Genomic DNA, 24,225 nt, shown 5'->3' with positions numbered 1-24,225 from the left:
GAGGCCTTGCGTCCGCCGAGAACGGCGTCACAACACACCGTTCTCGGCGACCAAAGTTGCGGGCCGCGGCTCTCCGGCATCACTTGCACTCCGGCATGCCTGGCACGGCTGTCAGGTTGGTGGACAGGGCCTTCACAAACCCCCAGTCGCTGTAACCGGGTGTGGTGATGTGGTACCACTTGTGATCTTGGGTTGCACTGCCCCAATATTTGTAGCAATTCACCTGCACCGGCGTTTTGGCCTCCAGCCACTGCGATGAGCAGTTGGCGGGGCTGCCGGGTGTGTAATGGTCTCCGCTGCCGGATGCCTTCTCCAAGCAGCTTCGGTTTGGCGTCGCCTCCACTGTCCAGGACGTGGGCTTCGGTGGCGGTGGCGGAGTTTTGGCTCCGCTCTTTGGCTTCACCGTTTTCACGGGGCCGAACTTGCCAATGGAGTTCACCGACCGTGCCTCAATCGTGGCCGTCTTGCCGTACCCTCCAGTGTTGAAGGTGGCGCTGCCGTTGCTGGTCTTGGCGGACCAGGCACCGCGGTTGATGCGAACCTCGACCCGCACCGAGTCCACGGCGCCGCCGGGAATGCTCCATGCGTAGCTGACGTTCTTGCTGTCCTTTTTTCCGTCCGTTCCGCTGAGCCCCGCCGCACCGGCCGTCCCGTAGGGCTTCACTGCATTGGAGGGCGTGGAGGCATTCCCTGCCGAAGCAAAAGCCGATGACTTCGCGTAGACGGTCACCGTGGTGTTCTTGCCGTTGCTGGCAGACACGCTTCCCCCTGGCGTAATGGGAATGTTGTTCCCGCCCGGGGTCACATTGGCGTAATAGCTCATCTCCCCCGCCGTGGATCCGCCCAAGCCGGGCCCGCTGAGCCGGGTGAAGTTGACGGTGATTCTGCCACCGGCCGCTCCCGTGTTGGCCGGCGCGATGGTCGCCCTGCCCACCGTTCCCGGTTTGCTCACCGACCGCCGCCCGGCCGACGGGGCGCTGCGGTCCGAGGCCGCCACTTCAGTGGCAACAGCCACACGGAAACTGTAGCTTCCGGTGCCGTTGGGCAAACTGACCGTGGCGCTGCGTGTGGTGGTTGTAGTGGACTTTTGCGCCGCACCGTCCAGGTAGGTGGTCAACGTGTACTTCTTCAACTCTCCGCCGTTGAGCTTGGGTTGGGTCCAGTTAACCCGCACCTGGTTCTGGTTTCCCACTGTGTCAAGCAAGGTGGTGGTGGGTGCTGCCGGAGCAAAGGGCTTCCCGGCGGGCTTGCCGGGCCTGGCTGCGTATTCGCTCCATGCCGACGGTTTGGGCGCGTTGTTCACCGCCTGCACACGGAAGGTGTATTCGGTGCCGTTTGTCAGTCCCTTCCAGGTGAGCTTGCTGACCTGGCCAACCGTCCGCTGCGGGTTCTGCCCGGCGGGCACCGGGGAGATCTGAACGTTGAATTTCTTCACCGGGGAGTATTCCCCGACGGGAGTGCTCCAGCTGACATCAAGCTGCGTGTCGCCGCGCGCAATGGTGGGCGCCGCTGGCTTGTCCGGCTGCTGGTCCGGGGTGGCCGAAGCGGACGGCTTGGAGAAGGCGGACTCCCCCACCGCATTCTTCGCATTCACGCTGAAGGTGTACGGCTTGGCGTTCTTCAAGCCGGTAATCAGGCAGGTGTTGGTGGCACATTCCTGGGTGACTCCGTCGCTGCGCTTGACCGTGTAGCCGGTCAGCGGCGAGCCGTTGTCAACGGGCGTGTTCCACTTCAACAGCACTGATTTATTCTTGACCTCCTGCACCAGCGCCACCGAAGGAACCGCCGGCTTGCCCTTCACCTTCATGGTGACCCGGCCCTCAACCCAGCGGTCGTGGTCCCCCGTCTTGTCCTCCACGGTGTAACCCACCACCACGTTGCCGGTAAAGTCCTCCGGCGCTTGGACGCTGACTTGGTCCCCCACGACGGCCACTTGGGTGCCGGGCGCGCCTGTGGTCAGTTTGGCATTGACAATCTTCAAGGGCGTGTCCGGGAAGGGGTTGACGTCATTGACCAGCACCGGCACTGTTTCCAGCCGACCGGCGTGGGCGTCCGGGACCGAGTCGTCATTCGCCACGGCCTTGGGCTTGGTGGACGACGTGACGTTCACGCCCACCGCCGCCTCCACGGGCGGGTTGTGCCCGTCCTCCACCGAAATCCCCACGGTGGACACCGAGCCGAACGCCGCATCCTTGCCCGCTTCCACGGTGAGGGTTTCGCCGTCGAGCTTGGCGGAAAGGCCCGCAGGCGTGGCGCCGGTCAGGGCAAATTTCAGCGCGTCCTTCTCGGGGTCGCTGGCCAGCAGCCCAAGGTTCACGGTGCCGGATTCCAGCTGCGCCACGGCAAGGGAAGTGCCCTGCAGCTTCGGCGGCAGGTTCTTCGCCGGGGCAGGAGCAACCTCGGTCATGATGGTCAGCGTGGACTTGAGCCCGTCGGGATCGTCCGGGCCGGTGCCGTCGGTGACCTCGAAGGTGATGGATCCGGGGCCATAAAAGTCGAGCTTGGCAGCATATTTCAGCCCGGCGCCGTCGGCCGTGACGGCCTTGGCGGCGTCGGCACCAATCATTTTCACCTTGTCCGCCTGGGTGATCCGCGGCGTCCGGCCGGCACGCACCTTGACGTACTTGGAAAGTTTGGCGACGGCGGATTCCCCCGCCTGGACCTTGATGACCTCGTTGCTGGCCAACACCGGGTATTGGGCGTCCAAACCGGGCACCCAGACGATGGCGGTGGAGGCGAGATCGTCTTGGTCGGTGACCGTGTACGGCACCATCTGGGATTCCGCCGTCAGCGCGATGCGCAGCGTCCCGTCGGAATTCACCGACGCGTTCGGGTTGGGCAGCCCCAGCGTCACCTTGAGCTGTTCGGCAACGCCGTCGGGGTCCTCGTCGTTCTTCAACACCGGCACGTCCACGGTGTTCTTCCCCAACGCTTCCGAGATGGTCACTTCGTCGTCGCGGGCGATGGGAGCACGCAGCGGCGCGTCGGGGGTGACCGTCATGCGGATGTTCGCCGTGGCAGTGGCTCCCGTTGGATCGCCCGCGGTGTAGCCCATGGTGGCAATCCCGGGAGCGGCAGGACTTGTCAGCAGCACCCGGCCCAGCTCCGTTACTGAAGGCGCCATCTCCTCGGGCCCGGTGAAGCCGTCCTTGACCACGAACAGCGCGTCGCCGTCGGGATCGGAGTCATTGAGCACCACGTCAAGGGCCACCTGGCGGCCGGGGCGCATGGAAATAAAGTCGTCGTCGGCCGCGGGCGGGCGGTTGCTGGAGTCTTCCGGGGCAATGCCCACCTCCACCGTGCCAATGGCTTCGGCGCCCAAGCGGTCCCTGACCTTGTAGGTGAATTTGTCGGTGCCGGCGGAGTTCCCCGCCGCCGTGTACACAATAAAGCCCTTGCCTGCCACGGCCGTGCCGAGTGTGGGGGCAATGTCGATCCCGGCAAGCTGGACCGAATCGCCGTCTGGGTCAATGCCGTCCAACGGGATCTGGATCTTGGCCCGGCCGCCCGCGATCGCCCGGCCTTCAACGTTCTTCGGGGCCGGCGGCAGATTCCGCTCGGGGTCTGCGGCAACGATGTTAATGGTCACGGAGGCCGAATCGGATTGTCCCGAGTCATTGGTGACCTGGTAAATGGCCGTTGCCGATCCGGCGGTGTCGCCGGCCAGAAAGCGCAGCGAGTTCTGGTCCACCCACAGCTTGCCGGTCTCGGCAGTGGGCGCATCAACTATCTCGGGGCGTTTGAGCTTTTCACCGTTGGGGTCGAAATCGTTGTCAAGCACGGGGATGCGCACCACGTCCCCGGCACGGACATCGACCACGTCGGGGCGCGCCACGGGCGGTTGCAGGGTGGACGCGGAGGGAATGCGAACCACGGAGATGGCACCGGTGGAGGTACCTTGGCCGTTGGAGACTGTGTAGCCGACGGTGACAGGCAGGCCGGGGTCGCGGATGTCGGTAATCTTCACCACGTTGTGTTCAAGCACCGTCACCGAGACACCGGCATTTTCAGGAACGTCCACTCCACGCGCCACGAGCACGCCGCCGGCTGGGTCGGTGTCGTTGCCCAGCACATCCACCACGACGGTGCCACCCACCGGCAGCAGCGCCATGTCTTTCACGGCGATGGGGGCAAGGTCTTCCTGTGACGGGACCACGTCGACGCGGATGAGGCCGGTGGCGCTTTGCGGCCCGTTGGTGACCTGGTAGCTCAGGTAGCTGGCGCCGAGCGTGTCCGAGGTGAAGGTGAACGTGCCGTTGTCGGCAATGGGGGATGCTGTTCCGGTGTCCGGCTTGTCCACGCTGGCCAAGCGCAGTTCCCCGCCGAGCGGATCCTGGTCGTTCTTCAGCGGCTCCACGATGGCGCTTTGGCCCACCACCACGCGCACATAGTCGGCGTTGGCCACCGGCGGCACTCCGCCGGCAGGCAAGACGTTGATCTTGATCTTCTTTTCCACGATGGAGCGGGTGTCCGAGACCTTGATGGTCACGGTGCGCAGGCCGTTGGAGGAGCCGTCGTCGGTGTAGCTCAGCTCGCCGTCGGGGGTGAATTTCACCTGTCCGGTTTCTTCCGCCGTGCTGGCACCGACCAGGAAGATGCTGTCGCCGTCGGGGTCGATCATGTCGGCCAACACGTTTTGGCTGATGGTTTGACCCTGCGCCACCACCATGGTGGTGGCGCGCATGGAAACGGGCTCCGAGTTTTCCGCCTCAGGCACCACGCGCACGCTGACGTTGCCTGTGGCGGTGCCGCCGCGGCCGTCGTCGTTGGTGTAGCTGAACGTTTCCGTGCCGGCAGCAGCGTCGGCGGGCACCACCAGTTGCAGTCCCGTCCCGCCGTACACGGTTTGCAGGGCGCCGGCCTTGATCTCGCTGGCGCTGTCCCGCACTGTCAGCACGTCGCCGTCAGGGTCGGAGTCGTTGTAGAGCACCGGCAGCAAGGTGGTGCTGCCGGCCCGGACCCCAAACCGGTCCGGTTCGGCCAGCGGCGGCCGGTTGGGCTTGGTCCGGTCCGGCAGCGTGTTCACCACGTTGGGGTCGGAGGAGTCCTTGTCGGCGTTGTCGGCGTTCTTCTCATCAACTGTGAGATCATCCCAATTGTTCACCAGCATCAAGTTTTGGTTGACCAGCCACACGTCGCCGCCGGCCATGTCGTTGAGCACCACCACGTCGCGGTTCTTGCGGAACACAAGCTCCGACGCCGCCGTGGCCTTGGGAATGCCGACGGGCTTGGAGTCGCCGCCCGGGCAGTGGAAGAGGTATTGGTTGGAGCCGTTCCAGGCGCCGTGGACGCAGCCGTCCTGCTGCACCGGGGCAATGGGCTGGCCCAGCGAACCGATGTCCAGGGTGGTTGCCTGCCCGCCGTCCAGTGGCTGCAGCACCAGTGCGTTGCCGGTTTCCAGCGCCACGAAGTCGCTCTTTTCGCTGCGTTGCTGCAGCTTCGCTCCCTTGGCGGCCGGGATTTCAACGCGCTTGTTGCCGGGCAGGAACAGCGTGCCGGTGTCGGGATCCAGCACCACGGCTTCCTCCCCCACCACCGTCATGGCGAGCTTGCCGGAATCGGGCAAGCCGTCCACCGCGTCTTCCTTGGCCTCGACCACCTTGCCGTCGCCGCCCACCGTCGACTGCGTGAGCACGGCGGTGCGGGGGTTGAGCACGAAGACTTGACTGGCGCCGTCGTGCGTTGAAAGTGCGACGGCGGCCCGTGCGTTGCTGATTTTCGCCAGGATGGGTTTGCTGGTTTTCTCATCGAACGAGCCGGCCTCGGAGGTGGGAACGGCCCAGACCTTGCCGGCGGCCGGGTCGGTGACCACGGTGATGGCGCTGCCGAGGGAGAGTGCCTTTGCCCCGCCCAAGGCTGTGTCCTGGGTCAGCGTCATGGCCGGCACGTCCACCTGGTTCAGCAGGGTGCCGGAGTCGTTGTCCATGAACACCGTGCCGGCGTCCTGGAGCACGTCGAAGCCGCCGGTGGTAGCGGTGAACCCGCCGTCGAGGACCTTGGAGGGGACGTTGAGGTGGCCCACCATGTTGATGTTGCGGTTCGTCACCCACACGCTGCCGTCGTTCAGGTCCACATCGGCGGTGCTGAAGCCAGGGTAAACCAGCGCGCCGGCGACGACGGCTGCGCCCATCAACGCCGCGGCGGAAACGGAAAAGAGCCGTTTGCGCGTGTTCTGGTGGGCGAAAACGTTTAAAGCCATGAAAAAACCCTTAGCTCAGCCGGTTGGTTGGAAGCGGCTGGATGAAACTTGTAAAACTGTTGTGCTGTCTAAGTTGTGGTGCCGGCGGCGCAGCATTCGACCCTCGGGCCACTGCCAGTTTTCCCGATGCCGCCAAACACCGCAATGGGGAGTTGTGCCCTGCGGGACAACTCCCCATTGCGGCGGCGTCGGTCCGGATCAAATGGCGCCCATTACCTGCAGCGGATATTGCCGCCGTCGCGGTCCCGCACGTCCACTGTGTCGCCACGGACCCAACGGCCGGCCTGCTGTCCACTGGATATGACGTACCAATCGCTGTAATAGCCGGCACCACATTTGGAAACCTTGACCCAGCCATCGGCCCGGTCAAGCCACTTTCCACCCAGGTTCACATCTCCGCCGGGTGAAACGTTGCCATCGCAGGTTGCAGGCGAGCTGGTGAAGTTGTCTCCCTCCCCTGGCCCCTGCGTGCACGAGTGCCAGGTGCCGGATTCAACAATGACTTCAGTAACCTTCGGCGGCGGAGGCGGCGGGGTCTTGGCACCACTGCTTTTGGTGACTTCAGCGACATCTCCGGGGGCGCCCACCGAGTTCAGCGTCCTGGCTTTAATGGTGACTGACTTGCTGTAGCCGCCTGTGTTGTAGGTGGCCGTGCCGCTGGCGGCTCGCGTGGACCAGGAGCCTCCGGGCAGCTTGATTTGCATTTTGGCCACATCCACTGCACCGCCGGGGACGCTCCAGCTATAGGAAATGCGGGTTGAGTCTTGTGCGCCGTTGGTGCCGCTGATCGATGGCTTGCCGGGCGTGCCATAGGGCCTCACAGTAGCCGAGGCGCCGGAGGCGTCCCCCACGGAGGACGAGGATCCGGTAGCGGCCCTGGCCCGCACGGTGGCAAACACGTTGCTCCCGTTCGGCGAGCTGTATTGGGCGCCGGAGGCCACGCCGCACTTTTCCGCGGCAGTGGACAGCTTGACGCAGTACTGCACTTCACCGGCGGAATAGCCGTTGCGCTGTGCGGCGCTCAGCGGCGTGTACGTCACCTTGACCGCCCCGCCGGCACCAGTGGTGCCCACCAGCTTGATGACAGGTGCCGCCATCGGCGCCACCTTGCCCACGGCACGCTGTGGTGCGGACTTGGGTCCGTAGGCGCTTGTCCCGGCCTTGTTGGTGGCCTTGACCCGGTACTGGTAGCCCACGGTGGAAGTCCCCACCGAGAACGTGGCGCTGGTCCCACTCTTCACTTGGGAGATGGCTGCCTTGCCGCCGCCGCTGCGCTCCACCTCATACTTCGTGACGGGCGCGCCGTTGATGAACGGCACTGCCCAGCTGACATTGACCTGGCTGTTGGAGCCCACAGCCGGCGCCGTGCTCACGGTGGGTGCGGCGGGAGCCGACGGCGGGCCAGCCGGGGTCACCGTCTCGGAATAGGCGCCCCAATCGGACGGGTTGGGCGCGTTGTTGACGGCCTGAACCCGGAACTGGTAATCGGTGCCGTTGACCAGCCCCGGCCAGCTCAGGGTGTTCCCGGTGATATTGGGTTTTTGGCCATTTTGTCCTGGCGGAGCCGGGGAAATCTCCACGTTGAATTTTTTGACGGCGGAGAATTCGCCCACCGGGGTGACCCATTTCAGCTCCACCTTCTTGTCGCCAAAGGTGACCTTCGGGGCGGCCGGTGCGTCCGGGACGCGGTCCGGCGTGGCAGTGACAGACGACGACGACGCAGCGGAAGTGCCGACGTCGTTCGTGGCAGTGACCTTGAACTTGTACGGTTTGGCATTCTTCAACCCGGTGATGGTGCAGGTGTTGGTGCCACAATCCTGCGAGCCGCCCGCCCACTCCACCGTGTACTTCTTGATGGGAGAACCGTTGTCAGCCGGCGGAGCCCAGGTGAGCAGGACCGCCTTGTCTTTTTCCTCGTCGATCTGCGGTTTGGCCGGGGCCTCCGGCTTGCCCTTGACAGTGATGCGGATACGGCCGTTGGCGTACCTGTCCTTGTCCTTGGTCTTGTCCTCCACGGTGTAGCGGACCACCACGGTGCCCTTGTAGTCGGGATCGGTGTTGACGGTGACGGCGTCGTTCACATGCGTGACAATGATGCCCTCGTTGCCGGTTTCGACGTCGGTGTCCACCACCTTCAAGGGGGTGTCCGGGAACGGGTTCACGTCATTGCCCAGCACCTTGACCACCTCCGCACGTCCGGCATGGCCATCCTTGACAATGTCCTCGTTCGCCACGGCCAGCGGCTCCGAGGAGGAGATGGCCTTTAGGGCGACGCTGGCCACCACGGGATCGTTGCTGCCGTCGTCGACCTGCACCTGGAGGGTGCCTGCGGTGCCCACTGTGGCGCCGTCCTTGAGCGAAACGGTCAGCACAGTGCCCTTGAAATCAACGGTGAAACCGTCCGGTGCGCCACCGGCCAGGGAGAACGTGAACTTCTCTTTGTCGCCCGGATCGATGTCAAAGGCCAGCGGGCCAACATCCAAGGTGACGGTTTCCTGCTGTGGGACATCAAGGGTGGAACCGGTGAACGTGGGAGGGGTGTTCTTCTTTTCTTCCTTCTTCTTTTCCTTCTTTTCCGGGTCCTTCGCCTTTTCCTCGACGGGGGCCGGGTCCACGAGTGTCATGACTGTCAGGGTCGACTTCAAGCCGTCCGGATCATCGGGGCCGGAACCGTCGGTGACTTCAAAAGTGATGGAGCCGGGGCCGTAGAACTTGATGTCCGCGTTGTACTTGATCCCAGCACCGTCTCCGACAATGACGTCCTCGTTGGAGGCGCCCAACAGGGAAATCTTGGCCGCCTCGGTCAGGCGAGGTTTGCGCCCTTCGCGCACCTGCACATAGTCGGCAAGGTTCATGGTGGCCGACTCCCCCGCCGTCAACCGGATCACCTTGTTGCTTTTGAGCACGGGGTATTGCTTGTCCAGGCCCGGGACCCAAATCACGGCCGTTGCGCTCAATCCGTCCTGGTCCCTAATGGTGTAGGGAACCATCTGCTCCCCGGCTTCGAGCACCACGCGCACGGCGCCGGAGGAAAGCACCGAGGCGCTTGTTGCCGGCTTGCCCGGCGCCGACTGGACGGCCACCTTCAAGGCTTCCGTCACGCCGTCGGGATCGGCGTCATTTTCCAGCACCGGAACGTCGACGGTGTTCTTGCCCAGCATTTGCTTCACGGTGACACGGTCGTCGCGGGCGATGGGTGCCTTCAGCGGTGCGTCCGGGGTGACAGTCATGCGGATATTGCCGGTGGCGCGGGCGCCGAACTTGTCCACCACCGTGTACAACATGGTGGCGATGCCCGGCTCCAGCGGCGAGGTCACCACCACTTTCCCCTTGTCGGTGACCGAGGGTGCCATGGTCTCGGGACCCTTGAAGCCGTCCTTGACGAGGCCCAGCTGGCCACCGTCGGGATCAGAGTCATTGAGCAACACATCCAGCGCCACCTTGCGGTCCGGCCGGATGGTGATGAAGTCGTCCTCGGTGACAGGCGGGTGGTTCATGTTCAGCGGAGGGGCAACGCCCACGTCCACGCGGGCAATGGCCTCGGCGCCGAGGCGGTCCCGCACCCGGTAACTGAAGGTATCGGTGCCTGCGGAGCTGCCGCCGGCGGTGTAGAAAATATAGCCGTTGCCGGTTTCGGCTGTACCCAGCGAAGGTGCCTTGTCAATGCCCACGAGCTCCACGGAGTCGCCCTCGGGATCGATGCCGTTCAGCGGCACGGGGATCCTCAGCTGATCCCCGGCAATGACGCGTCCGGTCAGGTTCTTGGGCGCCGGCGGCAGGTTGTGTTCGGGGTCGGCGGCAATGATGGTGATGTCCACCTTGGCCGAGGCGAACTGCCCCGAACTGTTGGCCACCTTGTAGACGCCCGTGACCTTCTTCGCTGTCTGGCCGGCGATGTAGCGCAGCTGGTTTTGGTCGGCAAAGAGCTTGCCTGCCTCCGGGTCCCCCGTCTCCACCACCACAGGTGCCTTCAGCACCTCCCCGTTGGGGTCGACGTCGTTCGCCAGGACCGGAATGGTGACAATATCTCCCACTCGAACCACGGCAGTGTCGGGCTCAACGCGCGGTGGCAGCAGCTTGTCGGGGGCCGGAATCCGGATGATGGAAATCTCGCCCACGGCGCTGCCTTCGCCGTTGGAAATGGTGTATTTGATGCTCATGTTGCCGGTGAGGCCGCGCACGTCGGTGAGCTTGAGCACGTTGCGTTCAAGGATGGTGGCGGTGACGGGCGAGCCGCCGGGCACGTCCACCGACTGGATCACGAGCACGCCGCCGGCCGGGTCCATGTCATTGCCCAGCACGTCCACCAGGACGGAGCCGCCGGAGGGCAGCATGGCCAGGTCCTTCACGGCGACCGGCAGCCCCTTGGTGTCCGCGGCCACCACGTCCACGCGGATCAGGCCGGTGGCGCTCATGGGTCCGTTGGTCACCTGGTATTCCAGGTACACGGGGCCGGGGCTGCTGGCGGTAAACGTGACGGTGCCGTTGTCCGCAATTTTGGAGACTGTGGCATTGGGCGGCTTGGAGACGCTGGCCAGGCGCAGTTTTCCGCCGGAGGGATCCTGATCATTTTTCAGCGGCGACAGCGCTATCGGCTGGCCCACCACGGCCCGGAAGAAGTCGGCATTGGCCACGGGAGGCACGGTGCCGCCGGGCTTGACGTTGACCTTGATCTTGCGTTCGGTGCTGTCCACGCCGTCGGAAACGGTGATGGTCATGGACTTCATGCCGGCTTCTTCACCGTCGTCGGTGTACTTCAATTCGCCGTCGGGGCTGGTTTTAATGACGGCGGTTTCATCATCGGAGACGGCATCCGTCAAAAAGATGTCGTCGCCCTCGGGGTCGATCCAGTCCGCCAGCATGTTTTGCACCATGGTTTGGCCCTGCTCCACCACCAGGGTGGCGTCGCGCAGTGCCCGCGGAGGGGAGTTTTCGCTTTCCGGCACCACCCGCACATCCACTGTGGCACCGTCCGTGCCGCTACGGCCGTCATTGGCGACGTAGCCAAATTGCGCGGCACCCTTGGTGCCTTCGGGGACGTTGATCTGCAACCCGGTGCCACCGTAGATGGATTGCACCGCACCCAGGGCAGGTTCGACGGCGGGAGGCTCCACCGTGAGCACGTCGCCGTCCGGATCGGAGTCGTTGAACAGCACCGGCAGGATGGTTGTTTTCCCTGCCCGGACGCCGAATTCGTCCGGAAGGGCTTCCGGCTGGCGGTTGGGCTTTGTCCTGTCCGGCAGGGTGCTGACCACATTGGGGTCCGCGGAATCCTTGTCGGCGTTGTCGGCTTTTTTCAAATCAGTTTTGAGGTCGTCCCAGTTGTTCACGAGCAGCATGTTTTGGTTGACAAGCCACACGTTGCCGGAGTTGATGTCGTTGAGCACCACCACCTCTCGGTTCTTGCGGAACACAAACTCCGAGTTGCCCCCGGCCTTGGGGATGTCCACGAGTTCGCCGCCACCCTCGCAGGAAAGGGCGTACTTGTTGGCGCCGGACCAGGCCGCGTGGACGCAGCCGTTTTGCACCACCGGGGCCACAGCCTTGCCGGTGCTGCCCAATTGCAGGACCTTCGCCGCGGATCCGTCGAGGGGTTGGGTGACGAGCGCCGTGGCCGTCTCCACTGCCACGAAGTTGCCTTCGGCGGTGGGCTGGGCCAAAAGCGCGCCTTGGGCATCGGGGACAGTGACGCTCTTCCCGTCCGGCAGGAACAGCTTTCCCGCCTCGGGTGAAAACGCGACGGGCTTGCCGCCGGCCACTGTGAGCTGGACGTCGTTCAACCCGGCCAGCCCCTCAACCTTGGTCCGCTCCTGGGAGGCGACCTTGCCGGCGTCGTTCATGAGCGTGGTGATGAGTTCGGAGGATTTGGTTGCCACCGTGAAAATGGTGTCGTCGGGGGCCGTGGCGGAGACGGGGTTGTCGAGGCCGCTGAGGATCGGGACGGAGGTTTTGTCGTTGAATCCGGGCACCTCGGCGCTCGGCATGGCCCACACCTTGCCCATGCCTGCATCCGTCAGTGCCACAAAGTTGCTGCCCTGGGACGTGGCCTTGCCGCCGCCAAGATCCGTTTCCGAGGCCATGGACATCATGGGGACGTTGACGGGGTTCAGGAGATTGCCGCCGTCTCCGCTCATGAACACGTCGCCGCCGTTTTGCACCACGTCAAAGCCGGTGGTGGTGGCGCTGAATCCGCCGTCAAGCACTTTTGATTGGTCGTTCAGGTGGCCCACCAGGCCGTCGGCGCGGTTTGTCACCCAGACGCTGCCGTCGTTGAGGTCCACGTCTGCCGTGGCAAAGCCGGGATACACCACGGCGCCGGTCACCAGCGAAGCTGCAACAAGAAACGTTCCGGAGATCCCGAAAATGTCTTTTTTGCGCAAGGATCTTCCTGTGAGCGCCTGCAATGCCATGTACTAACTCCCAATACCTGTCTCCGCAGGGGAAGTATTCCTGTTGCTCCCCCTGTTGTGGCGCGGCCAATATGCATGGCGCCCCACGCCATTATACGTCGAATGGATTAATCCGCACTCCCCTCAGTCCTCCAGCACCCAGCATGGTGCAGCTGCCCCGGCTCCTGTGAGTGCGTCGCAGCGAACAAATTGCGCGCCGATTCTTCTCAGCGGACAGTGTTGGCTGGCGGGGCTGTCCACCATTCCCTCCAACGTGCCGGGATCCTGGTACGCGACGGCCGGTGACGGGATGAAAACAGCCAAAAACAGTACGGCTGCTGCCGAGCACGTCCACCGTGATGCTCTCCGTGATGTAAAACGTGATGTCAACACTTTCTTGCCTTTCTTCGACTGCGCTTCTGAACCTCCACGCTCCTCCCTGGCGCCGTGCCAAACATCGGGAGCGGCACCTGAGAAAGTCGGGCAAGACCCTGATATTTTTCACGCTGCCCTTCTGGCCGTCGTGGTGGGAAACTTGAAGGGTGGTCGAGCATGCGGGCGTCCATGGCGCCGACATCGTGGGACGGGCAACGGAACTGCAGTTCCTAGGCGCGTTCTTGGCCGGTGCCACTGCGGGCATGTCCGGCACGCTGGTGGTCGCCGGCGACGCGGGGGTGGGGAAAACTGCGTTGGTTCAGCATTCCTGCGCAACTGCGGAATTCACCGGCTGGATCTTCAGCGGCGCCGCCCTGCCGATGACAACCACCACGATCCCGTTCCTGGCGCTGCGTTCAGCATTCCGTGCCGCTCCCACGTTCGACGGCGATGCGCGCCCCACACTGCCGGCGGCGGGGGCACTGGCCTACGATGTGCCGTTGGCGATTGATGCCTGGCTTGACCAGCTCTGCAAGCGCCGGCCGGTGGTCCTGGTCATTGACGACCTGCAGTGGGCGGATCAAAGCACCTTGGATGTGTTGATGTACTTGATTGCCGGCCCGGCCGACAGGCGGCTGGCCATCATTGCCACGCTGCGCAATGGTGAAGTTAGCGAGGACCATCCACTGCAGCGCTGGCTGGCCGATATCCGCCGCATGCCGCGGATCGACTGGATGGAACTTGGGCCCCTGGACCGACTGGCCACGGATGCTCAATTGACGCAGTTGTTGGGCGCTCCCCCGCACCAGTCGCTACTGCAGGAAGTCTTTGCCCAAACCGCTGGAAATGCCTATCTCAACCGGTTGGTCGTTGCAGGGTTGGATCCGCAGTCGCGGCATCTGCCGGATGAGCTGCCAGCCGATTTGAAGGGGACGGTGCTGCGTTCATGGCGCGGTCTGTCCGACGAGGCACGGCGGCTGGCCACGCTCATGGCTGTGGGCGGCCAGCCCCTGCAACCCGTTAATCTGGACGCCGTGGCACGGCTGGACCACGGCCCCAGCAGCACCGACAGCATCTTGGTGCTGCTGCATGAAGCTGCCGATGCTGGCATTCTCGAGCGCAGTACGGACGGAACCCGCTGGTGGTTCCGCCATCCACTGATCGCCGAGGTCCTGCAACAGAGGTTGGATGCTGATGAGCGGAAGTATTTGCACGCCCGCTTTGCAGCCCATGGGGAAGAGCTGTTGGGAGTCCAGGACGACCCCGATTTTGGTTCCCTGGTGTCACTGGCGGACCACCATTTTCATGCCGGTCACACGGCCGAGGCCTATCGCTGGGCCTTGCGTGCAGCAGCTGCTGCCGGTCGTGCAGGCGGTGCGGCCGAGATACTCCGCTTGCTGCGGCGCGCATTGGCGTTGCACAGCGGGCTTCCCCACGCGGAGGAGAGCCTGAACGAGTTGTGGTCCAAGCTGCGGAGCGCTGCAGAGCAGACGGGCGCCCAGGAAGGTGAGTTGGAAGCGGTCGAAGCGTTGCTGGCGGGGACGGACAGCAGGGAACGGCCGCTGGACGTTGCCGAGCTGCTGGTGCGCCGCACCATGCTGCGTTTTGTCACGGGCCGGGAGTTCTTCTCCCCTAGTCAGTTGCGGCGCGCAGTCCAGCTCGCCAGTGCAGTCCCGCACAGCTGGCAGTACGCCTACTCGTTGGCCAACTTGGCCACATCGGGCTATGGGAAAACGACCCCAAGTCTCCGGGTCGGGCTGCGCAGGCCCTCGCAGTGGCAAGGAAAGCAGGCAACCCCAAGGCTCTCTCCTATGCCCTGACGGCCAACTCCATGGCGGCACTCTTTGCTGGACAGCCTGCCCAAGCCAGGGTCTTGGCGAGCCACGCGGCAAGCGCGGCTGAACAGGCCCGGGATCCTTGGGCGCTACTGCACGCAACCAGTTGGCAGGCCAACGCGACGGAGACGTGGAGTAGTTTAGCCTTCGCCGATCTGAAGCGTGTCGGAAGGGAACGGTTGGCCAGGCTTGGATCCCCGCATACCTACCTTGCCAAGGCGGCTGCCGACGAAGCCAGTGGCTATTTGGCCGTGGGCCGCTGGCAACAGTGCCAGCAGGCGCTTCGCGTGGCACTGGGATCCGACCCCGGAGCTATTGGCGACGTGGCGGCAAGACTGACGGCAGCCAGGTTGGCGTCGTGGCAGGGCAGGCAGTCGGAGGCGGAGGCTCACCTCGCCCGCGCCGAGGAACTTTTCACCAAGGCCTCAGATTTCCACAACCTCGATTTCGACGCCGTCCGCGCCGAAGTGAAGCTGGCCGCTGGCAATGCGGAAGCCGCCTATGGTGCTGCCATGACCGGGCTCAGCGCCGACGGGCAGCCACCCACCATGTGCGAATGGCTGGCCCCGCTGGCCGCACGCGCCTTGGCAGACCTGCTCCAGATCTCGCGGGATCAGAAGTGTCCCAGCACAGATCTGCTCGCGCGTACCGAGTCGTTGGTAGCCAACTTTCCCTCCGTGCTGCGCGAACCTGGTACTCACACCGAACACTATGACCGGCACGTTGAAGCGTTCACCAGGCTCTACGGTGCCGAGGTGGGCCGGGCCTTCCAGAGTGCAGGGAACGCACACCAGTGGATTCAGGCAGCCGATGCCTGTCAGGCGGCGACCTTGCCCTGGGAGGAGGCTTACTCCTGTTGGCGGGCCGCGGAATCACTGCTGCTGCATGGCCACTCGCAGCGGGCGTTGGCATCCACCGTGCTGCGTCGGGGAGTCGCTCTCGCCGAAGAACTCCACGCCGGTCCCCTCCAGGAATGTTTGCGCAAACTCTCCATGGGTGCCCGAATCACCGTTGACAAGCCAGCAGCCCCCAGTCCGGAACCGAACCAAGTGGAGCTGACCGGGCTCACTCCCCGTGAGCGGGAAATTCTCGAATTTGTTGTTGCAGGACGCACTTACGCTGAAATCGCCGCGTCGTTGGTGATCAGCGAGAAAACAGTCAGCACTCACATCTCACACCTTTAGCGCAAGAGCGGTGCCGCCAACCGCCTAGATCTTTCCCGGCACGCGACCCGGCCCCAACGTTGACCTGGCGCAGTACCCAAAGGGGTCAGTCGACGACGATGCCCTTGCCCGTGCCGCGTCCCAGCAGCACGGGGGCAATCTCGCCAAATCCGCGCACGTTTTCAACCGGCAGCTGTGTCAGCACGAACCTGTCGTCGTTGGTTAACGCCGAGGCCGTCACGGAGTCAACCAGCACGGTGCCCGGTTGCGCCAGCGAGGTCAGCCGGGCAGCGAGGTTCACCGTGGGGCCGTAAATGTCGCCCAAGCGCGAGAGGACCCGGCCCCACACCATGGCCACCCGGGCTTCGGGCAGGAAGTCGTCCGCCGCCATCGCTTCCGCCAGGGCCAGCGAAATCTGGGCTCCCGCCACGGGCGTTTCACAGTTGAAGAGGACTTCATCGCCAATGGTCTTCACCAGCCGACCGCCGCCAACACTGATGATGTCCGAACAAACATTTTCAAAGCGCTGCACCAGGCGGGCCAGCGTTTTTTCATTCATGCGCCGGGACAGGGAGGTGTAGCTGACAAGGTCGGCAAAGCCCACGGCCCGGGCGAGGGGCAGAGGTGCGTCGTCCTCGTCGCCGCCGCGTCCCAGTTCACTGGAGGCCAGGCCTTCCTCGGCCCGCACGGCAAGACGCTGGATTCCGGCATTGAGCTGGCGCCGGTAGGAATAGACCAAGAGTTCTTCCAGCGGGGCAATCAAGTTGGGCAGCTCGGACACCACGGCACGGCGCGCTTCGGCGTCGCTGATTCCGTGCTCCGCCACGAGGTCCTCCACCAGGGCCTCGATCTGCCAGACAGCCATCCTGTCGGTCATTTGGCCGATGGATCGGGTCACGGAGATTGCTGTTTCCTCCGTCAGGAGCCCTTCCCTGACCATGGTGACAACGGTTTTCAGTGCGTCCTGGTCGCGTTCGGTGAAGGCTACGTCGTCGTCGCCCAAGTTGGGGAAGCCCATGGCGCGCCAAATTTTGCGTGCGGAAAGCAGCGAGACACCGGCCCCGGCGGCCACGTCGCGGCGTTTGAGCGTCCGCTCGCCGCCTAAAAGTTGCGTTTCCAAGTCCCGTGTTTGATTTCGTGTTGCAGGAGGCAGCATCGGCTCGGGTGGATCATTGGTCTCTTCCAAGCTTGCGCAGCTCCTTCTCGTTCATTCCAACTTCACTAGCGTAGTCCCCTTCAGGGGGTGTTTGCTGAATGGCCGCACGGAAAGCCGCGGTCCATGCTTTTTGAATTTCTTCATTGAAGCGTTTCAGCTCGGGCACCTCGACCACCGTGCGCACGTATCCGGCCAGCATGTGCAGCTGGATGTCCCCGGAGCCGGCCATTTTCTGCCGCCACTTCTGGTGGGGGAGCACTTGGCGAACCTGTTCCAGCACATGGACCTCGGTGATCCGGCCAAACAGCCCGCGCCGCACCAGCAGCCGCTGGTTCGTCAACACGTAGCGGGTATTGACCCAGCGCAGCACGCGCCGGACAGGATAGGCCAGCAGCAGGAAAACGCCGACGGCGAACAGCACCACCACGGCCGGCTCCCGCCACTCCCCGGCGCCGTACGCCCATTGGGAAAAGGGCACCGGCTGCAGCTTGGCCAGCCCTGCGGCAGCGGCAAAGACCAGCACCAAGGCCACCGTGACAGGCCAGATCAGGATGCGCGCATGTTGCCGGCAACGAATTTCAACCTGTTCCCCCTCTTGCAGCCAGCTACGCATAGTTCACCGAACCGTCGGTTCCTGTCCTGCGCAAATGGATCACATCCCCGGCATTGACAGCATGAACCGCTCCAGCGGCATCGCGCAGCAACAGCGACCCGTCGTTGGCCAGGGCCGTGGCCGTGCCGTACAGCATGGCCCCGCCGGGCAGTTCGGCCCGCACCTTCTGGCCCAAGGTGCCCATCGACGCCTGCGCCAGTTCCAGCACACTGGACCCGCCGGTGAGCGGCCGGATGGCATCCCCGCCCACCGCGACGAACTCCCGGTAAAGGTCCGCAAACTTCAACAGATACGCCGGCAGCAGCACATTCCTGTCCAATTCCGCTGCGTCTTCCAACAGCAACGACGTCGCCTTGTCTCCGGGGAGCTCATGGGCTCGGGCAGAGACATTGACGCCCACCCCCACCACGACGCCGGGCCCCGGCGCAGCGCTGGAGCCTCCCTGCACGCTGCGGGCCGGGACCACCTGGGCGAGTATCCCTGCGAGCTTGCGCCCGCGCACCACCACGTCGTTGGGCCATTTCAGTTCGGCCGGAACACCTGTGCAGGTGCGTACGGCACCGCACAGTGCCAACCCTGCCAGCACGGACAGCCATCCATAGCCAGTAGCGGCAAAGGCTGGTGCGGCAATGGCCGGTGCAGCAGTGGCCGGTGCAGCAAAGTCCGGGCTCCCGCCGGACTGCAGGGACTGTTCCCCGGGGCGCAGGAACACGCTGGAAATCATGGCAGCCCCTGCAGGGACCTCCCAGGACCGGCCCATCCTGCCCTGCCCGGCTTCCTGGGCATCTGCAATCAGCACGCTCAAGTCGGGCCAGTGCTCCCCCGGTGCGGCGGCGTTGGCGGCCAAATCCGCATTGGTTGAGCCGGTTGCGCCCACCACCTCCACCCGCCCAAAGCAGCCTTGGGGTTGCATCAAGGCAGTCCGCAGGAGGGAAGTCTTCAGTGCGGGCGGCTCGGGCGAAGGCGGGACAACGGTCATGGACACAAGCTTATCGGCCGTGGCACCGCGTTCCCGTCGTCCGCAGCCGGGCTATCCGCCACGCGGCTGGAACGGCCGTCCTGTCTCATCCAAAGTGGACCCATCTCACTACACCTGGACCATGGGAACGCGACTCGATCACGTCTGGGCTGCTCCATGCCTTGTCCCGCATAGCGCCCAGGGCTTCTTTGCGGGCGGGGCATAAGGGAATCGGCCGGTGGTGGAAACGCGATGAGAGTGGTCTTGCGGATATTGGGGGTCGCTTGCGCTAGTGATGGACCGGTATGCGGGACACTTGCCGCAATTTCCGGGAATTCGTTCTCAACGTACTGGAAGAGGGATGTTTCCACGTAGGCAACACGTGCTGGTGTTGCCTACATGGAAACAGGAGAATCTTGGACCAAGCCCACCCCCGAGGAAGCGCGTGAGCTCCTCGCTAGCGGCAACACTGAGGGTAACCACTCAGGTGGTTCATGGTGTTGTCCTCCTGGGGGTGGAGTAGGAACTGAACAGCAGTTAGCACAAAGGCCCCTTTTGGGGTGTGGTGCGATCGCTTGCATGGCAATGGATTTCCTGACAATGGCACGGGTCGCTGTCATTTTCTCTAATGGATATTGGCTGGCCCGGGGCTGGCTGGCAGACTGGTGCTACTCCGGCCGGGTGTGACTCGCTCATTTTCTGACCTGCCGGTCGAGGCACCCCTCCACACCTGGATCATTGCCCAACGACGCGCCCAAAACCGAGGAACACTCTCAAGACCGAAAATCGTCCTCTTGGGCAGCCTTCCCGGCTGGGAAACATCCAGCCGGCAATTCGAACTCGATGAACAATGGCTCACCCGGCTCAGCCAGTTCAAGGACTACATCGCAGCCACCAACCACCTACCCAGTTACAAGAACTATGAAACGGAGCACGAGCACACTCTGGGTGTTTGGCTCCACGTCCAACACCAAAAAAGGGCAGAAAAAACACTCCACCCATGGAGGCTGGAAGCACTGAACTCCACCCATCCCGGCTGGCACAGCCGAACATAAAAATGATGCGTCAACATCGCACTGCTCGATACTGTCGGCAAGATTCTATCGGGGCTTGTAACCTCGTGGTGCTCGGGCCTTCCAACGACGGTCGATTAGGCAGAGTCTGCGGACAGTGTCGGACATTCAACACGGCCAGAAAACCAGCGCCCGTGCCAGACCGTTCAGTCTCAATAATGGAACCATTGACAAGATGATTCCCGGCCAATCCCCTACACAGATCGCTGTTTGGCTCATCTTGTACGTCTGAAGGAAAATAGTTGCTGCGTGTTTACCTCGTTCATCGATGAAAGTTCTTGTGTGAGCGGTGGTTTAACCACAAAATGCCCGTTTTTGGGTGTGTTTCTACGACCTGAGTGGCCTGCCCGGTATTATCCTGCTGTTTTGGTCCGCGGTATACCGTCTACGGACTATTATTCAAGAAAGACAACCTACTCTCTCCCCTCCAGCATTATTTGACACAGCATTGGAGCCCCCATTACAGATGTAACCGCCGCGCATGATGTCTACTATGGCAATCCTGCAACCGACGAGGACCTTGAGCTTATTGAGCTGACCCCGCCGTCCGCTGCCATCCGCTTCAAGGACAGGCCGGACGTCGTCCGTCACGGCGGCAGGTACGTCTTGGTCAACCGGGACCGCACACCGAATGAGGCCATGGTCGATGACCTGTTGTTCATCCGCGGTGCCTTGGAAGCGGCCCGGCTGGAGTACCTACTGGTGCGTGGCAACGACGAACGGCCGGTGATCTCTGTCGACTGGAAGAACCGGGCGATGCTGTGCAAGGCACTTGTTGAAGCATGTGCCAACGAACCGTTTTATGCCTTGACGGTGGATACCCGCACGAAGTCTGCGTTGCTGGTAGCCGACGGTGCACTGACCAGGAACAGCAGGTCCCGGATTCTGCGCCTGTACCGTCCACGGTGGGAGCCCGGCGGCGGGCTGAGCTACGGGGCGTCGTTGGGGGTGCAGATTGAGCTGTGGAGCTTTGAGGGCGAGCAGCTGGTGCTGCCCGTCGAGAATTCACTGACCCGGCGCACACTGTTGGCACAGGACGCCGTGCGTGGAACGGTGGAAAGGTATGGGCACATCTGGCCGACCATTGAGAACATGTTCGCCGACCACGCCTCCGACATCGGCTTCGACATTGACCTGGTCTTTTCCTGGGTTGACGGCAGCTCACCGGAATATATTGCCGCCAGGCGCGCCCGGATGAAGGGTGTCGTAGTGGGCGAGGGTGACGATCATGAGGCTCGGTTCCGGCAGATCGACGAGCTCAAGTATGCGCTGCGCTCCGTCTACACGTTTGCGCCATGGATTCGACGTATCTTTATCGCCACAGACTCCCCCGCTCCGTCCTGGCTCGCCGATCACCCATCGGTGACGGTGGTGCGCAGTGAGGAATTCTTCGCCGACCCATCGGTGCTGCCCACTCACAATTCACAGGCCGTGGAGTGCCAACTGCACCACATTGACGACTTGTCAGAACATTTTCTGTACTCCAATGACGACATGTTCTTCGGCCGTCCCGTGAGCCCGGACATGTTCTTCACACCCGGGGGAATCACGAAGTTCATCGAAGCGGAGACCAGGATAGGTCTGGGTGAAAGCGACATCGAGCGCAGCGGCTTTGAGAACGCGGCCCGGGTGAACCGGAAGCTACTGTGGGACCGGTTCGGACGCATCACCACCCGACATCTCGAACATGCCCCCGTTCCCCTGCGCCGCAGTGTCATGGCGGAAATGGAGCGGGAATTCCCAGCGGAATTCAAGGCCACCGCGGCCAGCACCTTTCGATCGGCGGAGAATATTTCCGTCACCAACTCGCTGTATCACTACTACGGGCTGCTCACAGGCAAGGCCGCAGTCCAGACTGACGCCAAGGTAGGGTATGTCGACACAACGGCACGAGCGGGTTTGAAGTACCTGCCGAAACTGCTAACCAAGCGCAACATGGACTTCTTCTGCCTTAACGACGGCAGCTTCCCGGAGGTCCCCGCCGCTGAACGTGCCGAATTGGTGACCGGATTCCTGCAAAAGTATTTCCCGATCACGGCCCCTTGGGAACAGTAGCCCGCCCACTCCGCCGACCCACAAAGGTCCCGACCTTTAGCGCGGAGGCAGCTCGCGCCGTCGCGCCTGGCTAGGAAGGCCCGTGGTGCGCAGCGCGTGATCCGGGATGCGCACCCCAGCAGCAGCCAGACGATCCTGCGTCTGCTCGGCACTGACCTGCTCCCCAACGGACAGGCCAGTGCCCAGCGGAACGGTTGAGTGGACAATGGTGTGCTCGTACACATGGACCAAGTTGAAGGCCTGCCCGCCGTCGCGGCCGCGGGTCCCGCCCACCGGCACGTTCAGATCCTGGGTGTAACACGTGGCGGAGGCGACAGACACCGGTATCCCGGCAAACATGGCGGTGCTCGAGTAATGCAAGTGCCCGGCCAGGATGGTGCGTACGTCGGAGCCGCGCACCACAGCAGCCAGCTCGGACTGCTGGCGCAACTCGACGAGCACGGACAGATCCAGCACGCTGGGCACCGGTGGATGGTGGAGTGCCAAGATGGTGCCGTCAGGGGCAGGTGTGGCGAGTTCACCAGCCAGCCACTCCAGCTGGTCCGCACCGAGCTCACCGTGGTGGAAACCCGGCACCGAAGTGTCCAAGGTGATAACCCGCAGCCCGTTCAGGAAATGGCTATGGTCTACCGGCGCATTGTTCGCTGGCTCCCCCAGCAGACCAGCACGAAAGTTCCCGCGATGGTCATGGTTCCCCATGGCCCAGATCACCTCGGCACCCATGTCCTTGCAGACCGGCTCCACGATCCGGCGCAACTTCGCGTACGCCTCGGGCTCGCCCTTGTCGGTGAGATCGCCGGTAAAGATCACCGCCTCCGGCCGGGCGCCCGACATCGCGATCTCAGCAAAGACTTGACGCAACCGCTCCTCACTGTCCACAGCCCCATAAAGGGGACCCAGCCCACCCAGCAGGTGGGTGTCGCTCAGATGAAGCAGGAAGTGGCGCGGCCGGGGATGCTCCGCCTCGAAAAAATCCATAACTGCCTTAATAGTCGGGTGCAGGATGCGGCGGCTGCCCCATCCCTCTCATCTACCCCCATCCAACCACCGCCTCAGTGAACTACAACCCAACACCGCCCACAATTTGAAATAACGTTTGCGCTTCCCCACCAGGCCCTGCATCTAGCCGACCCACCGCACCCGAGCCGCCACCGGCACCGGCACCGCCACCGCCACCGAATGGGTACTATGAATCCCTCGCACCGACGCAAGACGCAGCAGTGGCCCTATAGAAACGGACCATGGCAGAAAATAACAGCAGACGATCCCACAATCACAGAGTCTGGCAGTGCACAGTGACATTCTGTCATCGCTTGATAACACGATCTGTGGAGTTCAGCGCTCCGAGTTGTCTTCCATCGCATGCGTCTCAAGACGCCGCGCCGGCAACCACCGATGACGAGTGCGAGACAGCTCAACCTCAATAATGGTTCCATTGATAAGACAACCACCCACCCTTCCCCCATACCTACAGCTCACGACCTAAATCGCCGAATCTACGCAACTTGGGTCAACTCTGGAAAGTCTCAAAAATGTGTCTCACTCTGTCAACACCCAAAATCGTGCTCCTAGGCGGCCTCCCCGGCTGGGACACCTCCAACCGGCAGCCGGAACTCGACCACCAATGGCTCATCCGGCTCACCCAATTCAAGGACTACCTGGCAGCCCATGGTCAGCTACCCAGATACAAAAATTACGAAACCGAGCACGAACACACTCTCTGTGTCTGGCTCCACGTCCAACACCAAAAAAGAGCCGAGAACACACTCCTACCATGGAGACTCCAAGCTCTAGATGCAGCCTTTCCCGACTGGCACAGCCGCACGTAAAAGGCCCAGTACTCCTGAGCGCGTCGTCAGGGGCAATCGCGCGTCTGGTTGGGGTGTAGCCGAGTCAGACGTCCAATATGGGACCAGAATCTGTCAGATTAGACTCCATATCTCGTTTTCTGGACACCGAAGCCCATGAGCCTAAGAACCCAACTTGACACAACGCCAGGCCAGAGAAATCCCCTAAAACCAGGGGAAGTTCTCACTTCATTGCCCCCACGGCAGTTACAGGAGCACTGGGCCTTTACGGCAAGACAGGAAAAAGCGTGTGGTGGAAATAAGCGAGGAACGAGCGCCGGAACATGCTTTTCCTGGTGCAGGCCCCGACGAAGGAGGGGCTAGACAGGGTGGAGCGGACACGTAAAATCCGAAGGACAGCAACCAAAAAATGCGCAGCGTAGAAAACAGGGGTGGGCGCGGCGGAGCTTGCGGAGCCGTGACCGCCCCCTAACAGCAATGCCGTTCGGTTAGGCCGTGGTGTTTGATGTCAAGTCGGCGTGTCTAGTGCGGAATGAGGTGTGGCTCCTGTTTGAGTAGTTCGGTCCACCAAGACTGATCTACTCCAACGGGAGCCACTATG

The 24,225-nt window shown here is 63.1% G+C and carries 11 protein-coding genes; 5 read left to right on the top strand and 6 right to left on the bottom strand.

Features of this window, described 5'->3' with window-relative positions:
- Window positions 1-79 precede the first annotated feature (79 nt).
- The gene (locus tag QMG25_RS14145; RefSeq protein WP_283461283.1) at window positions 80-6,199 is read right to left on the bottom strand and encodes an Ig-like domain-containing protein; all 6,120 of its coding nucleotides are present in this window, start codon (window positions 6,197-6,199) and stop codon (window positions 80-82) included.
- A 212-nt stretch (window positions 6,200-6,411) separates the two neighbouring features.
- Entirely contained in the window at window positions 6,412-12,609 is a 6,198-nt protein-coding gene (locus tag QMG25_RS14140; RefSeq protein WP_283461282.1) for an Ig-like domain-containing protein, read from the bottom strand.
- A gap of 521 nt (window positions 12,610-13,130) precedes the next feature.
- Between QMG25_RS14140 and QMG25_RS14135 the strand changes: the two genes are divergently transcribed.
- Together QMG25_RS14135 and QMG25_RS14130 are read left to right on the top strand one after the other, a co-directional pair.
- Entirely contained in the window at window positions 13,131-14,783 is a 1,653-nt protein-coding gene (locus QMG25_RS14135; RefSeq protein WP_283461281.1) for an ATP-binding protein, read from the top strand.
- Window positions 14,738-15,982, top strand: a complete 1,245-nt coding sequence (locus QMG25_RS14130; protein ID WP_283461280.1) for a response regulator transcription factor — start codon at window positions 14,738-14,740, stop codon at window positions 15,980-15,982. Before QMG25_RS14135 ends, QMG25_RS14130 begins: the two co-directional genes overlap by 46 nt.
- 85 nt (window positions 15,983-16,067) lie before the next feature.
- Here the strand turns inward: QMG25_RS14130 and QMG25_RS14125 are convergent, their stop codons facing one another.
- The 3 genes from QMG25_RS14125 to QMG25_RS14115 are packed head-to-tail and all read right to left on the bottom strand — an operon-like array spanning window position 16,068 to window position 18,709.
- Entirely contained in the window at window positions 16,068-17,117 is a 1,050-nt protein-coding gene (locus QMG25_RS14125; protein WP_283461363.1) for an adenylate/guanylate cyclase domain-containing protein, read from the bottom strand.
- Between the two features lie 13 nt (window positions 17,118-17,130).
- Window positions 17,131-17,730 (bottom strand): PH domain-containing protein, encoded by a 600-nt coding sequence (locus QMG25_RS14120; protein ID WP_283461279.1) that lies wholly within the window; start codon window positions 17,728-17,730, stop codon window positions 17,131-17,133.
- Window positions 17,723-18,709 carry a biotin--[acetyl-CoA-carboxylase] ligase gene (locus QMG25_RS14115; protein ID WP_283461278.1) on the bottom strand — a complete coding sequence of 329 codons (987 nt, stop codon included), beginning with the start codon at window positions 18,707-18,709 and terminating at the stop codon, window positions 17,723-17,725. Before QMG25_RS14115 ends, QMG25_RS14120 begins: the two co-directional genes overlap by 8 nt.
- 662 nt (window positions 18,710-19,371) lie before the next feature.
- Between QMG25_RS14115 and QMG25_RS14110 the strand changes: the two genes are divergently transcribed.
- Together QMG25_RS14110 and QMG25_RS14105 are read left to right on the top strand one after the other, a co-directional pair.
- A complete protein-coding gene (locus QMG25_RS14110) occupies window positions 19,372-19,743 on the top strand; it encodes a Helicase associated domain protein (RefSeq protein ID WP_283461277.1) in 372 nt (123 codons plus the stop codon).
- A 546-nt stretch (window positions 19,744-20,289) separates the two neighbouring features.
- On the top strand, window positions 20,290-21,816 hold the full coding sequence (locus tag QMG25_RS14105; protein WP_502866416.1) for a stealth family protein: 1,527 nt from the start codon (window positions 20,290-20,292) through the stop codon (window positions 21,814-21,816).
- A 36-nt stretch (window positions 21,817-21,852) separates the two neighbouring features.
- Here QMG25_RS14105 and QMG25_RS14100 read toward each other — a convergent pair whose 3' ends face one another.
- Window positions 21,853-22,794: a phosphodiesterase gene (locus tag QMG25_RS14100; RefSeq protein WP_283461276.1), complete on the bottom strand. Its 942-nt coding sequence runs from the start codon at window positions 22,792-22,794 to the stop codon at window positions 21,853-21,855.
- Window positions 22,795-23,348: 554 nt separating this feature from the next.
- Between QMG25_RS14100 and QMG25_RS20590 the strand changes: the two genes are divergently transcribed.
- Window positions 23,349-23,645, top strand: coding sequence for a helicase associated domain-containing protein (locus tag QMG25_RS20590; protein WP_502866413.1), 297 nt, complete (start codon window positions 23,349-23,351; stop codon window positions 23,643-23,645).
- Window positions 23,646-24,225: the final 580 nt, after the last annotated feature.

Origin of the sequence: Arthrobacter sp. H35-D1 (assembly GCF_030063185.1) — a bacterium.
GTDB lineage: Bacteria > Actinomycetota > Actinomycetes > Actinomycetales > Micrococcaceae > Specibacter.
The sequence above is the reverse complement of the archived record's forward strand: the minus strand, read 5'-3'. Positions and strand labels throughout refer to the sequence as shown.